The 13,815-nt window shown below is 64.8% G+C and carries 12 protein-coding genes and 3 tRNA genes; 13 read left to right on the top strand and 2 right to left on the bottom strand.

Features of this window, described 5'->3' with window-relative positions; genetic code table 11:
* Positions 1 to 4 precede the first annotated feature (4 nt).
* From ACIPG5_RS00445 to ACIPG5_RS00480, 8 genes are all read left to right on the top strand, one after another.
* Positions 5 to 80, top strand: a tRNA-Glu gene (locus ACIPG5_RS00445).
* Positions 81 to 145: 65 nt separating this feature from the next.
* Positions 146 to 221: transfer RNA gene (locus ACIPG5_RS00450), tRNA-Ala, on the top strand.
* A gap of 43 nt (positions 222 to 264) precedes the next feature.
* Positions 265 to 340: transfer RNA gene (locus ACIPG5_RS00455), tRNA-Glu, on the top strand.
* 173 nt (positions 341 to 513) lie between these two features.
* Positions 514 to 1,053, top strand: coding sequence for a TetR/AcrR family transcriptional regulator (locus tag ACIPG5_RS00460; RefSeq protein WP_236235521.1), 540 nt, complete (start codon positions 514 to 516; stop codon positions 1,051 to 1,053).
* Between the two features lie 23 nt (positions 1,054 to 1,076).
* Positions 1,077 to 1,910 carry an alpha/beta fold hydrolase gene (locus ACIPG5_RS00465; RefSeq protein WP_401372780.1) on the top strand — a complete coding sequence of 278 codons (834 nt, stop codon included), beginning with the start codon at positions 1,077 to 1,079 and terminating at the stop codon, positions 1,908 to 1,910.
* Between the two features lie 43 nt (positions 1,911 to 1,953).
* Complete coding sequence (locus tag ACIPG5_RS00470; RefSeq protein ID WP_401372782.1) at positions 1,954 to 2,388, top strand: acyl-CoA thioesterase; 435 nt, start codon at positions 1,954 to 1,956, stop codon at positions 2,386 to 2,388.
* Between the two features lie 51 nt (positions 2,389 to 2,439).
* Positions 2,440 to 3,411, top strand: coding sequence for a tRNA dihydrouridine synthase (locus tag ACIPG5_RS00475; RefSeq protein WP_401372784.1), 972 nt, complete (start codon positions 2,440 to 2,442; stop codon positions 3,409 to 3,411).
* A gap of 216 nt (positions 3,412 to 3,627) precedes the next feature.
* Positions 3,628 to 4,071, top strand: coding sequence for an Hsp20 family protein (locus ACIPG5_RS00480; protein ID WP_176512255.1), 444 nt, complete (start codon positions 3,628 to 3,630; stop codon positions 4,069 to 4,071).
* A 49-nt stretch (positions 4,072 to 4,120) separates the two neighbouring features.
* Here the strand turns inward: ACIPG5_RS00480 and ACIPG5_RS00485 are convergent, their stop codons facing one another.
* Positions 4,121 to 7,417 carry a bifunctional diguanylate cyclase/phosphodiesterase gene (locus ACIPG5_RS00485; RefSeq protein WP_176512256.1) on the bottom strand — a complete coding sequence of 1,099 codons (3,297 nt, stop codon included), beginning with the start codon at positions 7,415 to 7,417 and terminating at the stop codon, positions 4,121 to 4,123.
* Between the two features lie 58 nt (positions 7,418 to 7,475).
* On the bottom strand, positions 7,476 to 8,354 hold the full coding sequence (locus ACIPG5_RS00490) for a LysR family transcriptional regulator (protein ID WP_176512257.1): 879 nt from the start codon (positions 8,352 to 8,354) through the stop codon (positions 7,476 to 7,478).
* A 130-nt stretch (positions 8,355 to 8,484) separates the two neighbouring features.
* On the opposite strand from ACIPG5_RS00490, the gene leuC reads away from it, so the two are divergent.
* From leuC to asd, 5 genes are all read left to right on the top strand, one after another.
* Positions 8,485 to 9,918 (top strand): 3-isopropylmalate dehydratase large subunit, encoded by a 1,434-nt coding sequence (gene leuC / locus ACIPG5_RS00495; protein WP_236235524.1) that lies wholly within the window; start codon positions 8,485 to 8,487, stop codon positions 9,916 to 9,918.
* Positions 9,915 to 10,559 (top strand): 3-isopropylmalate dehydratase small subunit, encoded by a 645-nt coding sequence (gene leuD, locus ACIPG5_RS00500; RefSeq protein WP_054885742.1) that lies wholly within the window; start codon positions 9,915 to 9,917, stop codon positions 10,557 to 10,559. Before leuC ends, leuD begins: the two co-directional genes overlap by 4 nt.
* A gap of 140 nt (positions 10,560 to 10,699) precedes the next feature.
* Positions 10,700 to 11,464: a class I SAM-dependent methyltransferase gene (locus ACIPG5_RS00505; RefSeq protein WP_401372788.1), complete on the top strand. Its 765-nt coding sequence runs from the start codon at positions 10,700 to 10,702 to the stop codon at positions 11,462 to 11,464.
* 55 nt (positions 11,465 to 11,519) lie between these two features.
* Complete coding sequence (leuB, locus tag ACIPG5_RS00510) at positions 11,520 to 12,602, top strand: 3-isopropylmalate dehydrogenase (protein ID WP_401372790.1); 1,083 nt, start codon at positions 11,520 to 11,522, stop codon at positions 12,600 to 12,602.
* Between the two features lie 63 nt (positions 12,603 to 12,665).
* A complete protein-coding gene (asd, locus tag ACIPG5_RS00515) occupies positions 12,666 to 13,778 on the top strand; it encodes an aspartate-semialdehyde dehydrogenase (protein ID WP_176512261.1) in 1,113 nt (370 codons plus the stop codon).
* The last annotated feature ends 37 nt before the right edge of the window (positions 13,779 to 13,815 follow it).

Consider the following 13,815-nt stretch of genomic DNA (forward strand, 5'->3'; position numbering starts at 1 on the left):
GTACGTCCCCTTCGTCTAGTGGCCTAGGACACCGCCCTTTCACGGCGGTAACAGGGGTTCGAGTCCCCTAGGGGACGCCACTTTTACCCGCGTTTTGCGGGGCTTGAAGAGGCTCATTCGGTTTTTGGATGAGCCTTTTGTTTTCGGGGCTATAGCTCAGCTGGGAGAGCGCCTGCATGGCATGCAGGAGGTCAGCGGTTCGATCCCGCTTAGCTCCACCAATTCTGCCAGGGTTCGCATAAGCGGACTTTCGCGAAGGTTTACGTCCCCTTCGTCTAGTGGCCTAGGACACCGCCCTTTCACGGCGGTAACAGGGGTTCGAGTCCCCTAGGGGACGCCACTTTTACCCGCGTTTTGCGGGACTTTAAAGGCTCATTCGCTTATTGAATGGGCCTTTTGTTTTTTCTGCTCCCTCAAAAATTTTGCGCCGATTGGCGGCAGGCATTTTCGCTTGCATAAAAATATTACTCATATAATATTTCGATCATCATATTTTGATCGGTAAATGCCGCCATGAGCGACAAGAAGAGCAGAACCCGCGAACGCATCCTCGAAGCTGCACGCAGTGCGTTGATCCAGCATGGCCCGGCCGAACCCAGTGTCAGCCAGGTGATGGGCGCCGCCGGCCTTACCGTCGGCGGCTTCTACGCGCACTTCGAGAGCAAGGACGAGCTGATGCTCGAAGCCTTCCGCCAGCTGCTCGGCGAGCGCCGGGCCTTGCTCGCGCAGGTTGACCCCAGCCTCGATGGCGCCGGGCGGCGAGCGCTGGCGGGTGCCTTCTACCTGTCGCGCAAGCACCGTGATGCCGAGGTGCATGCCTGCCCGCTGCCCAGTGCGCTGAGCGAGATGCAGCGCCTGCCCGAGGCGTTTCGCGAAGTGCTGGCCGAACACATCGAGCTGATGACTGCAGCGATGGTCGATCGCCCCGAGGATGCCGACAAGGCCCTGGCCGACCTGGCCCTGATGATCGGCGGCCTGGCGCTGGCCCGGGCCCTGGGCGCCGGCGAGCTGTCTGACCGCATTTTGCGCGCCGCCAAATCGGCGGTTATCTGAACCTGTGACCTTGGAGCAAGGCGATGACTACCTTGAGCTGGATTCGTGGCGTCAATGGCACCCTCGGCCACCTGGCCCCCGAGCATGTCGCCGGCAAGATGCGCCGGGCGTTCATGACGCCGCGCAATCTGCCGCCGCGGCAGTGGGAGCTGCCATTGCTGGCGAGCGCCGAGCGCATCACCTTGCGTTTCGGGCTGTCCGCCTTGCGCTGGGGCGAGGGGCCGACGGTGTTGTTGATGCATGGCTGGGAAGGGCGCCCCACCCAGTTTGCCGCCCTGATCGACACCCTGGTGCAGGCCGGGCACACGGTGGTTTCCCTGGAAGGCCCGGCCCATGGCCGTTCCCCCGGGCAGCAGGCGAACGTGGTGCTGTTTGCCCGCGCGCTGCTGGAGGCGGCCGCCGAATTGCCGCCGCTGCGAGCCGTGATCGGCCATTCCATGGGCGGCGCCAGTGTCATGCTGGCGCTGCAAATGGGGCTGCGCGCCGAGGCCGCCGTCAGCATCGCCGCACCGGCGCAGCTGCTGGGCGTGTTGCGCGGCTTCGCCAAGCACTTAGGGATGCCGGCGCGGGCCAGGGCAGCGTTCATTCGCCAGGTCGAGCGGGATGTCGGCATCCAGGTCGCCCGCCTCGATGTCAGTGGCTACCAGCTGGAGATTCCGGGCCTGGTCGTGCATGCGGCGGATGATCAGCTGGTGGCCGCCAGCGAGGCCCAGTTGATTCACAAGGCCTGGTTCGACAGCCGCCTGCTGCTGCTGGAAGGGGGAGGCCACCAGCGCGTGCTGGCCGACCCGCGCCTGAGCCAGGCCGTGCTCGAACTGCTGGCCAGCAGCAGTGCCCCGGCCCGGCAAAGCGCCTGAACTTCCATTACACTCTGCCCCTTCACTGACTTGGGGAGCGGGCATGAGCTGGGACCTGGCAACGCCATTCATCATCGACCTGCGGGTCGGCAGCGAGGACATCGACGGCCTCGGCCACGCCAACAACGCGGTCTACGTCACCTGGCTCGAGCGCTGCGCCTGGCGCCACTCCCAGCGCCTGGGCCTGGACCTGGCGGAATACCGGCGCCTGGACCGGGCGATGGCGGTGCTGCGGCATGAGATCGACTACCTCGCCGCCGCCTACGAAGATGACGAGCTGCAGCTGGCCACCTGGATCATCGATTGGGACCAGCGCCTGCGCATGACCCGGCGCTTCCAGCTCAAGCGCCCGCGCGACGGCGTGACCCTGCTGCGTGCGCAGACCACGTTCGCCTGCATCGAGCTGTCCAGCGGCAAGCCCAGGCGCATGCCGGCCGAATTCATCGACGGATACGGCCCGGCGCTGATCGGTGCCTGAACCGGCAGCAATTTTTGCTAGACTGCCGGCTTTTCTCGCCGAGTCCCCGAAATGCAAATTGCCCTGGCCCCCATGGAGGGGCTGGTCGACAACATCCTGCGCGACGTCCTGACCCGAGTGGGCGGCATCGATTGGTGCGTCACCGAGTTTATCCGCGTCTGTGACCGCCTGCTGCCAGCCTCCTCGTTCGACAAGCTCGCCCCAGAGCTGCGCCAGGGCGCGCGCACGGCCGCCGGCGTGCCGATGCGCGTGCAATTGCTGGGCTCGGACCCGGTGTGCCTGGCCGAAAACGCGGCGCTGGCCTGCGAGCTGGGGGCGCCGGTGATCGACCTGAACTTCGGCTGCCCGGCCAAGACCGTGAACAAGTCGCGGGGCGGGGCGGTGCTGCTCAAGGAGCCGGAGTTGCTGCACGCCATCGTGCGTGAGGTACGCCGGGCGGTGCCGGCGCATATTCCGGTCACCTCGAAGATGCGCCTGGGCTTCGACAGCCCGGATGGCGCGCTGGACTGCGCCACGGCCTTGGCCGAAGGGGGCTCGGCGCACCTGGTGGTGCACGCGCGGACCAAGGTCGAGGGCTACAAGCCGCCGGCGCATTGGGAATGGGTGGCGCGAGTGCAGGACGTGGTCAAGGTGCCGGTGTTCGCCAATGGCGAGATCTGGACCGTCGACGACTGGCGGCGCTGCCGTGAGGTCAGCGGCGCCGAGGACATCATGCTCGGCCGTGGGCTGGTATCGCGCCCGGACCTGGCGTTGCAGATTGCGGCCGCGCGTGATGGCCGCGACTACCAGCCGCTGAGCTGGGAGGCGTTGCTGCCGTTGCTGCGCGAGTTCTGGCGCCAGGCCCAGGCCAAGCTGTCGCCGCGTTATGCGCCGGGGCGGATGAAGCAGTGGCTGGCGATGCTGACGCGCAGTTATCCCGAGGCGGTGGTGCTGTTCGCTGAGCTGCGCAGGGAAGATGACTGCGCGCGGATCAGCCGGTTGCTTGGGGTTGAGGTGCACGCATTCGAGGAACGTGTGGCCTGAGCCTGTCCCATCGCCGGCAAGCCGGCTCCCACAGGTGCCCTGCGCAAATACCTGTGGGAGCTGGCTCGCCAGCGATGGGGCCACCAGCTCCCTGCAAGTAAAAAAAATTTCGCGTGCCCTCTTGAAAGCCTTCTCCTGACCCCTATTTATTCAGTACGCGATGCCGAAGTCGGGTCGCGTAATGACTTACTTGCTGAATTTCAGGAGTTTATGACCATGACCAGTGCTTTCTCTCTCGCTCCACTGTTCCGCCATTCCGTTGGCTTCGACCGTTTCAACGACCTGTTCGAATCCGCGGCACGTAACGAGGCGGGTAGCAGCTACCCTCCCTACAACGTGGAAAAACATGGCGATGACCACTATCGCATCGTGGTTGCCGCAGCCGGCTTCCAGGAGCAGGACCTCGACCTGCAGGTCGAAAAAGGCGTGCTGACCGTGATCGGCGGCAAGCGCGAAAACAGCGCGACGGAAGTGACCTACCTGCACCAGGGCATTGCCCAGCGCGCCTTCAAGCTGTCGTTCCGCCTGGCCGACCATATCGAGGTCAAGTCCGCGGGCCTGGCCAACGGCCTGCTCAGCATCGACCTGCTGCGCATCGTGCCGGAAGAAGCCAAGGCCAAGCGCATTCCGATCAATGGCGACAAGCCAGCGCTGAACTGAGTTTGGCGTGATACGAAAAAGGGCACCTGCGAAGGTGCCCTTTTTTCGTTCAGTAATCCGCTGGCGCCTCCAGCAGCATCTGCCTGAATTCCGGCAGCGGCAGCGGCCGGCTGTGCAGGTAGCCCTGGTACAGGTGGCAGCCCAGCTGCTCGAGGAACTCAAGTTGCTCGGTCAGCTCCACCCCTTCGGCGATCACGGCCAGGTCCAGGCTGCGCGCCATGGCCACGATGGCGCGGACGATCTCGGCGTCGTTGGGGTCTTGCGGGGCATCGCGCACGAAGGTCTGGTCGATCTTCAAGGCGTCCACCGGCAGGCGCTTGAGGTAGGTCAGCGATGAATAGCCGGTGCCGAAATCGTCCATGGCAAAGCTCACCCCGTAGCGCTTGAGCTCGCGCATCTTGCTGATGGTGTCCTCCAGGTTCTGGATCACGATGCCTTCGGTAATCTCCAGCTTCAGCATGTGCCGCGGCAGGCGGTAATCGTCCAGGCTGCGCAACACCCGCTCGACGAAGTCGTTCTGGCGAAACTGCCGCGGGCTGATGTTCACGCACAGGCTGAAGTCATCGGCATCGATCAGCCCGTCTTCGAGCATGCGCGCGCAGGCATCGCACGCTTCGTCGAGTATCCAGCTGCCTACTTCGAGGATCAGGCCGCTTTCTTCGAGCACCTGGATGAACTGCGAGGGCGGTTGCTGGCCCAGTTGCGGGTGGTGCCAGCGCAGCAGCACCTCGGCGCCGACGATGCGGTTGTCGCGGGCATCCACCTGGGGCTGGAAGTGCAGGGCCAGCTCGCCGCGGGCCAAGGCCAGGCGCAGGTCACTTTCCATGCGCAGGCGTTCGCTGGCGGCCTTTTGCATGGTGGTGTGGAACAGCTGCGTGGTGTTGCGCCCCGAGTCCTTGGCCCGGTACAGGGCGATGTCGGCGCGCTTGAGCAGGTCGGCCGGGGTGGCGCCGTGGTCGGGGATCAGCGCCACGCCGATGCTTGGCGTCACCTGCAGGCGCTGGCCATCCAGCGACATCGGTTCGGCCAGCAGCTCGCGCAGGGTGTCGGCCAGCTCACGGACCTTCTGCTCGACCGACTCGCGGCTGCCTTCCAGGCCGCTGAGCAATACCACGAACTCGTCGCCGCCCAGGCGCGCCACGGTGTCTTCCAGGCGCACGCTGGCTTCCAGGCGTGCGGTGATGATCTTCAGCACCGTGTCGCCCACCGGGTGGCCGAGCGAGTCGTTGATGTGCTTGAAGTGGTCCAGGTCGAGGAACAGCAAGGCGCCGCGCAGGTTGTGGCGGCGCAGCAGGGCGATCTGCTGGCTCAGGCGGTCCATCAGCAGGGCGCGGTTGGGCAGGTTGGTCAGCGGGTCGTGGTAGGCCAGGTGGCGAATCTGCGCCTGGGCGTTCTTCAGCTGGCTGACATCGCGGGCAGTCAGCAACAGGCAGTCGACCTCATTGAGGCTGATCGGCTCCACCGACACTTCCACGGTGAGGATGTCGCCGCGCTTGTTGCGCCCGAGCATTTCCCGGTGGTGCACCCGGCCGCGCTCCTTGAGCTCGGCGAGTAGGGCGCTGCGCTGCTTGTCGTCGGCCCAGATGCCCAGCTCGAAGACGCTGCGGCCCACCACTTCGGCGCTGCTGTAGCCGGTGAGGCGGCAGAAACCATCGTTCACCTCCACGTAGCGGCCGCTGTGGCGCTCGGTGATGGTGATGGCGTCGGGGCTGGAGTGGAACGCCTTGGCGAATTTCTCCTCGCTGGATTTCAGCGCCGCTTCCGCCCGTTGCTGCTGGGTGATATCGCGCAAGGTGGTGACGCTGCACGGCTGGTTGTCGACGGTAATCAGCCGGCTGGCGATCACGCAGGTCAGCGGCGAGCCATTGCGGTGGTTGACCACCACGGCGACATTGCTCAGGGCCTGCTCGCGGATGACTTGCTCGATGCGCCGGGCGCGTTCGATCGATTCGGCCCACAGGCCGATTTCTTCGGCCGTGCGGCCAATCACCTGGTCGGCGCCCCAGCCGAACGTCTGGGTGAAGGCCGGGTTGATCTCGATGAACTGCCCGGTGTCCTGGCGGGTGACGCAGATCGGGTCGGGGCTGACCTGGAACAGGCTGGCGAACTTCTCTTCCGAGGCGCTCAGGCGCAGTTCGCGCTCCACCTGTTCGGTGATGTCGAGCAGGGTGCCGGCCATGCGCAGCGGCGTGCCGTGCTCGTCGCGGTAGAGGCGGGCGCGGCTTTCGATATAACGCGAGGTGCCGTTTTCGAGCTGCACCCGATAGGTGATCTGGTAGTTGCCGGCCGGCCCCTCGCGCAGGCTGCGATAGGCCTGGCGCATGGCATCGCGCTCTTCTTCCGGCACGCCTTCGAAGAACGAGTCGAACGATTCGTGGAAGGGGATCGGGTCCAGCCCGTGCAATTGCGCGGCCCGCGCCGAGCCATAGAGCATGCCGCTGGGGATGTGCCAGTCCCAGGTGCCCAGTTGCGCCGAATCCAGGGCCAGGTCCAGGCGTTCCTGGCTGTCCTTGAGCGCCTGCTCGGCGCGCTTGCGTTCGGAGGTGTCGACAAAGGTGCTGAGCAGGAAGGTCACCCCCTCCAGTTCGATGCCCTGGGTGCACAAGATGCCATCATGCAGCTTGCCGTTGCTGGCGCGAAACTGCACTTCCATGGTCAGCGGGCCGCCGTTGGCGCGGGTTGCCTGGAGTATCTGCTGGCGTTGTTCGGGGTGCTCCCACAGCCCCAGCTCCAGGCTGGTCTTGCCGATCACGTAGCTGCCAGGCCAGCCGAACATGTCTTCGAAGTGCTGGTTGACCTCGAAGATCATGCCGTCGTGGCGGCGGGTCAGCAAAATGGCATTGGGGCTTAAGTGAAACAGCGTGGCAAAGCGCTTTTCCGAGTTGATCAGCGCGGTTTCCCGCTCGCGCTGGCGGGTGATTTCGCGGATCACCCCGATCATCTGGCGCCGGCCGTGGCGGTCGTGGGTCAGGCTGCCGTTGATTTCCAGCCAGTGCAGGCTGCCGTCCGGCCAGCGGATGCGGTGGCGCATGGCCTTTTCCACCGGTTCGCCATTGACCACCGCCTGGAACAGCTGGCGGGTGCGGGCGCGGTCTTCTTCGGGCAGCAGGTCAAGGTAGTCGATGTCGTTGGGCAGCGGGCGCTGCGGGTCGAAGCCGAACAGCGCCTGGGTGCCCCGCGACCAGCTGATCCGGCCGGTCTCGATATCCCACAGCCAGGCCCCCAGGCGCGCGCCGTTGAGCGCCGCCAGCAGCTGCGGGGCGTTCTGCCAGGCTTGCTCGGACTCCTGGGGGTCGGCCGCCGGGATACGCGGCAGGCGCGGAAAGCGGTTTGCTGATTTGGGCATTGGTACCAGACCTTTGGCGTTTGACGCGTCCTTGAGTTGGTGCCGTGCTGACGACCGGTCAGGCGGACCCTGCATGGCTGTCGAGCAGGGCCATGAAGGCCCTGGCCGCATTCGATAGCGTTCGCTCCGTGTGCAGAATGTAGCCTAGCTGGCGCGACAGCTGTATGCCGGGCAAAGCGATGGGTGCAACCTGATCGTCGAGCATGGTGCGCGGCAGCACGCTCCAGGCCAGGCCGATGGACACCATCATCTTGATGGTTTCCAGGTAGTTGGTGCTCATGGCGATATTGGGCGTCAGGCCCTGGCTTTCGAACAGGCGCTGGACGATGTGGTGGGTAAAGGTGTTGCCGCCGGGAAACACCGCCGGGTGGCGCGCCACGTCGGCCAGGCTGACCTGCTGGTTGCTGGCCAGCGGGTGTTCGGGGGCGGCGACGAAATCCAGGGCGTCGTCCCACACCGGCACGGCCTTGACCAGGTGATGGGGTTCGGGCGCGAGGGTGATGACGGCAATTTCAGCGCGGCCATGGAGGATTTCGTCGTAGGCCGCCTCCGAGTCGAGGAACTGAATATCCAGCGCCACCGACGGGTACTGCCGGGTAAAGGCGCGCAACAGCGGGGGCAACCGGTGCAGGCCGATGTGATGGCTGGTGGCCAGGGTCAGGCGGCCTGCCACTTCCCCGGTCAGATTGGTCAGGGCCCGGCGGGTGTCATCGAGCACGTTGAGGATCTGGTAGGCGCGCGGCAACAGGGCGCGGCCCGCTTCGGTCAGGGTCACTTCACGGCCCAGGCGATCGAACAGGCGCACCCCCAGTTGCTGCTCCAGCCCGGCAATGCGCTTGCTGATGGCGGGCTGGGTCAGGAACAGGCGCTCGGCGGCGCCGGAGAAGCTGCCGGTTTCGGCGATGGCGATGAAGGCGCTGAGGTTGGCCAGGTCCATGGGTAGAATTCCTGTTGGTTATCCAAAGCATAAAAATTATGAATTTGAGTTATTCAATCTATCGCCATAGCATCGTCCGTACAAGCCAAGGGGTCTTTGGCATAGAAAGACGCTGATGAGGAACAGTCTGATGGCTGGCAAAACGCTCTACGACAAACTCTGGGAAGCTCATGAGGTCAAGCGCCGTGATGACGGCTCGTCCTTGATCTACATCGACCGCCATATCATCCATGAAGTGACGTCGCCGCAGGCCTTCGAAGGCCTGCGCCTGGCCAAACGCCAGCCATGGCGCATCGACGCCAACATCGCCACGCCCGACCACAACGTGCCGACCACGCCAGAGCGCAAGGGCGGCATCGAGGCCATCGCTGACCAGGTGTCGCGCCTGCAGGTGCAGACCCTCGATGAAAACTGTGACGAATACGGCATCGTCGAATTCAAGATGAACGACGTGCGCCAGGGCATCGTCCACGTCATCAGCCCCGAGCAGGGCGCTACCTTGCCGGGCATGACCGTGGTCTGCGGCGACTCGCACACCTCCACCCACGGCGCGTTCGGCGCCTTGGCCCACGGCATCGGCACCTCCGAGGTCGAGCACGTGCTCGCCACCCAGTGCCTGGTCGCCAAGAAGATGAAGAACATGCTGGTGCGGGTCGAAGGCCAGTTGCCGGCCGGTGTCACCGCCAAGGACATCGTGCTTGCCGTGATCGGCAAGATCGGTACCGCCGGTGGCAATGGCCACGCCATGGAATTCGCCGGCAGCGCCATCCGCGACTTGTCGATGGAAGGCCGCATGACCATCTGCAACATGTCGATCGAGGCCGGTGCCCGTGTGGGCCTGGTGGCAGTCGACGACACCACCATCGCCTATGTCGAAGGCCGCCCGTATTCGCCCAAGGGCGAGCAGTGGACGCTGGCCGCCCAAGCCTGGAAAGGCCTGGTGTCGGACGCCGATGCCGTGTTCGATACCGTGGTCGAGCTGGATGCCGCGCAGATCAAGCCGCAGGTCAGCTGGGGCACTTCGCCCGAGATGGTGCTGGCGGTCGACCAGCGCGTGCCGGACCCGGCTGCCGAGCCAGACTTGATCAAGCGTGGCTCGATCGAGCGCGCCCTCAAGTACATGGGCTTGGCCGCCAACCAGGCGATCACCGATATCAAGCTCGACCGTGTGTTCATCGGCTCGTGCACCAACTCGCGCATCGAAGACCTGCGCGCTGCCGCCGAAATCGCCAAGGGCCGCAAGGTCGCGGCCAACGTCAAGCAGGCGTTGGTGGTGCCGGGCTCGGGTCTGGTCAAGGCCCAGGCAGAGCGCGAAGGTTTGGACAAGATCTTCCTTGAAGCCGGCTTCGAATGGCGTGAGCCAGGCTGCTCGATGTGCCTGGCCATGAACCCGGACCGCCTGGAGAGCGGCGAGCACTGCGCGTCCACCTCCAACCGCAACTTCGAAGGCCGTCAGGGCGCCGGTGGCCGTACTCACCTGGTCAGCCCGGCGATGGCCGCCGCCGCCGCGGTGACCGGCCACTTCATCGATGTCCGCGAGTTGATCCAAGGGAGCGCAGCATGAAAGCCTTTACCCAGCACACTGGCCTCGTCGCGCCGTTGGACCGTGCCAACGTCGACACCGACCAGATCATCCCCAAGCAGTTTCTCAAGTCGATCAAGCGCACCGGTTTCGGCCCCAACCTGTTCGACGAGTGGCGTTACCTGGATGTGGGCCAGCCCTACCAGGACAACAGCAAGCGCCCGTTGAACCAGGAGTTCGTGCTCAACCATGCACGCTACCAGGGTGCCAGCGTGTTGCTGGCGCGGGAGAACTTCGGCTGCGGTTCGAGCCGCGAGCACGCGCCGTGGGCGCTGGACGAATACGGCTTCCGTAGCGTGATCGCGCCAAGCTTCGCCGACATCTTCTTCAACAACAGCTTCAAGAACGGCCTGTTGCCGATCATCCTCAGCGACGAGGAAGTCGATGAGCTGTTCAAGCAGGTCGAAGCCAACCCGGGCTACCAGTTGACCATTGACCTGCAGGCCCAGGCGGTGACCCGCCCGGACGGCAAGGTGCTGCATTTCGAGATCGACGCCTTCCGCAAGCATTGCCTGCTCAACGGCTTGGACGACATCGGCCTGACCCTGCAGGACAGCGACGCGATCAAGGCCTTCGAAGGCAAGCACCGCGCCGGGCAGCCTTGGCTGTTTCGCGATGCCTGAATGATGTAGTTGGGCTTGCTGGCCTCATCGCCGGCAAGCCGGCTCCCACAGGTGCACCGCCATTGCGCGGCCACCGGGTGGGAGCCGGCTTGCCGGCGATAGCGGCCGTACCAGCACCCCAAAACCAGAAGGAACAGCCCATGACCAGCACTACCCATACCGATGTGGTCCAACGCCAGTTCGGCGAACAGGCCAATGCCTACCTCAGCAGCGCCGTGCATGCCCAGGGCAGCGAATTCGCCCTGCTCCAGGCGCAGTTGGCAGGGCAGGGCAGCGCGCGCGTGCTGGACCTGGGCTGCGGTGCCGGTCACGTCAGCTTCCACGTGGCACCGCTGGTCGCCGAAGTGGTTGCCTACGATTTGTCGCAAGCGATGCTCGAGGTGGTCGCCAGCGCCGCGGCCGAGCGTGGCCTGGGCAACGTCAAGACCGCCCACGGCGCCGCCGAGCGCCTGCCGTTCGGCGACGCCTCGTTCGACTTCGTGTTCAGCCGCTATTCGGCGCACCACTGGAGCGATGTGGGCCTGGCCCTGCGCGAAGTGCGCCGGGTGCTCAAGCCGGGTGGTGTGGCCGCGTTCATCGACGTGATGTCGCCGGGCAGCGCGCTGCTCGACACCTACCTGCAGTCGGTGGAAGTGCTGCGCGACACCAGCCATGTACGCGATTATTCTGCTGCCCAGTGGCAGCGCCTGGTGAGTGAAGCCGGCCTGCACGTGCGCAGCCATTCGCGCCAGCGCCTGCGCCTGGAGTGGGCGTCCTGGGTGGAGCGCATGCGCACGCCCGAGCCATTGCGCGTGGCGATTCGCCAGTTGCAGCAGGCCATGGGCCAGGAAGTGCGGGAGTATTACCAGATCGAAGCCGATGGCTCGTTCAGCACCGATGTCATCGTGTTGTGGGCCGAGCGCTGAGTTTTTTTACGGTGGGGCCGAGCCGGCCGCGCCGCTTGAATGAATAGAGGAAAGCATGAGCAAGCAGATTCTGATTCTCCCAGGTGATGGCATTGGCCCGGAAATCATGGCCGAAGCGGTCAAGGTGCTGGAGCTGGCCAACGACAAGTTCCAGCTCGGCTTCAGCCTCGCGCACGACGTGATTGGTGGCGCCGCCATCGACAAGCACGGCGTGCCCCTGGCCGACGAGACCCTGGAGCGTGCGCGCCAGGCCGATGCCGTGCTGCTGGGCGCGGTCGGTGGCCCGAAATGGGACAAGATCGAGCGTGACATCCGCCCCGAGCGCGGCCTGCTGAAGATCCGTTCGCAACTGGGCCTGTTCGCCAACCTGCGCCCGGCCATCCTCTACCCGCAACTGGCCGATGCTTCCTCGCTGAAGCCGGAAATCGTCTCGGGCCTGGATATCCTCATCGTCCGTGAACTGACCGGCGGCATCTACTTCGGTGCGCCGCGCGGCCAGCGCGAGCTGCAAGGTGGCGAGCGCCAGGCATACGACACCCTGCCTTACAGCGAAAGCGAAGTGCGCCGCATCGCCCGCGTCGGCTTCGACATGGCCCGCGTACGCGGCAAGAAGCTGTGCTCGGTAGACAAGGCCAACGTGCTCGCCTCCAGCCAGCTGTGGCGTGAAGTGGTCGAAACCGTGGCCAAGGACTACCCGGACGTCGAACTGAGCCACATGTACGTGGACAACGCTGCCATGCAGCTGGTGCGCGCACCCAAGCAGTTCGACGTGGTGGTGACCGACAACATGTTCGGTGACATCCTGTCGGATGAAGCTTCCATGCTCACCGGTTCCATCGGCATGCTGCCTTCGGCCTCGCTGGATGCCAACAACAAGGGCATGTACGAGCCGTGCCACGGTTCGGCGCCGGACATCGCCGGGCAGGGTATCGCCAACCCGCTGGCGACCATCCTGTCGGTGTCGATGATGCTGCGTTACAGCTTCAACCAGCACGCCGCCGCCGAAGCCATCGAGCAGGCGGTAAGCCTGGTGCTGGACCAGGGCCTGCGCACCGGTGACATCTGGTCGGCGGGCTGTAACAAAGTTGGCACGCAGGAAATGGGCGACGCAGTAGTCGCAGCGCTGCGGAATCTGTAATCTCTCTGGCCCGCCACCGTTTTTGGTCGGTGGCGGCCCACTTTTAGCAAAGGTGTAGTTGCGATGAAACGTGTAGGTCTGATCGGTTGGCGCGGTATGGTCGGTTCCGTGCTCATGCAGCGGATGCTGGAGGAGCAGGACTTCGACCTTATCGAGCCGGTGTTCTTCACCACCTCCAATGTCGGTGGCCAGGGCCCGAACGTGGGCAAGGATATTGCGCCGCTCAAGGACGCTTATTCGATTGAAGAGCTCAAGACCCTCGACGTGATCCTGACCTGCCAGGGCGGCGACTACACCAACGAGGTCTTCCCCAAGCTGCGTGAAGCTGGCTGGCAGGGTTACTGGATCGACGCCGCCTCGTCGCTGCGCATGCAGGACGACGCGGTGATCGTGCTCGACCCGGTCAACCGCAAGGTGATCGACCAGCAGCTCGATGCCGGTACCAAGAACTACATCGGCGGCAACTGCACCGTCAGCCTGATGCTGATGGGCCTGGGCGGCCTGTTCGAAGCGGGCCTGGTCGAGTGGATGAGCGCCATGACCTACCAGGCGGCGTCCGGTGCCGGCGCGCAGAACATGCGCGAGCTGATCAAGCAGATGGGCGGCATCCACGCGGCAGTCGCCGATGACCTGGCCAACCCGGCCAGCGCCATCCTCGACATCGACCGCAAGGTCGCCGAAGCCATGCGTGGCGATGCGTTCCCGACCGAGAACTTCGGCGTGCCGTTGGCCGGCAGCCTGATCCCATGGATCGACAAGGAGCTGCCGAACGGGCAGAGCCGTGAAGAGTGGAAGGCCCAGGCCGAAACCAACAAGATCCTCGGCCGCTTCAAGAACCCGATCCCGGTCGATGGCATCTGCGTGCGCATCGGCGCCATGCGTTGCCACAGCCAGGCGCTGACCATCAAGCTCAACAAGGACGTGCCACTGGCCGACATCGAAGGCATGATCAGCCAGCACAACCCTTGGGTGAAACTGGTGCCGAACCAGCGCGAGATCAGCATGCAGGAACTGGCACCGACCAAGGTGACCGGTACTCTGAATGTGCCGGTTGGCCGCCTGCGCAAGCTGAACATGGGCTCCCAGTACCTGGGCGCGTTCACCGTTGGCGACCAGTTGCTGTGGGGCGCTGCCGAACCGCTGCGTCGCATGCTGCGGATTCTGCTGGAGCGTTGATCGCGTTGCGCTAGCCAAGAACCCGTGCTGGAGACAG

This window comes from Pseudomonas sp. NPDC087029, from assembly GCF_044745345.1.
Lineage (GTDB): Bacteria > Pseudomonadota > Gammaproteobacteria > Pseudomonadales > Pseudomonadaceae > Aquipseudomonas > Aquipseudomonas faucium.

Excerpts from the sequence above, each read along its gene's own strand:
- ACIPG5_RS00460 (WP_236235521.1), top strand. The coding sequence starts at position 514 with ATGAGCGACAAGAAGAGCAGAACCCGCGAACGCATCCTCGAAGCTGCA.
- ACIPG5_RS00465 (WP_401372780.1), top strand. The coding sequence starts at position 1,077 with ATGACTACCTTGAGCTGGATTCGTGGCGTCAATGGCACCCTCGGCCAC.
- ACIPG5_RS00470 (WP_401372782.1), top strand. The coding sequence starts at position 1,954 with ATGAGCTGGGACCTGGCAACGCCATTCATCATCGACCTGCGGGTCGGC.
- ACIPG5_RS00475 (WP_401372784.1), top strand. The coding sequence starts at position 2,440 with ATGCAAATTGCCCTGGCCCCCATGGAGGGGCTGGTCGACAACATCCTG.
- ACIPG5_RS00480 (WP_176512255.1), top strand. The coding sequence starts at position 3,628 with ATGACCAGTGCTTTCTCTCTCGCTCCACTGTTCCGCCATTCCGTTGGC.
- ACIPG5_RS00485 (WP_176512256.1), bottom strand. The coding sequence starts at position 7,417 with ATGCCCAAATCAGCAAACCGCTTTCCGCGCCTGCCGCGTATCCCGGCG.
- ACIPG5_RS00490 (WP_176512257.1), bottom strand. The coding sequence starts at position 8,354 with ATGGACCTGGCCAACCTCAGCGCCTTCATCGCCATCGCCGAAACCGGC.
- leuC (WP_236235524.1), top strand. The coding sequence starts at position 8,485 with ATGGCTGGCAAAACGCTCTACGACAAACTCTGGGAAGCTCATGAGGTC.
- leuD (WP_054885742.1), top strand. The coding sequence starts at position 9,915 with ATGAAAGCCTTTACCCAGCACACTGGCCTCGTCGCGCCGTTGGACCGT.
- ACIPG5_RS00505 (WP_401372788.1), top strand. The coding sequence starts at position 10,700 with ATGACCAGCACTACCCATACCGATGTGGTCCAACGCCAGTTCGGCGAA.
- leuB (WP_401372790.1), top strand. The coding sequence starts at position 11,520 with ATGAGCAAGCAGATTCTGATTCTCCCAGGTGATGGCATTGGCCCGGAA.
- asd (WP_176512261.1), top strand. The coding sequence starts at position 12,666 with ATGAAACGTGTAGGTCTGATCGGTTGGCGCGGTATGGTCGGTTCCGTG.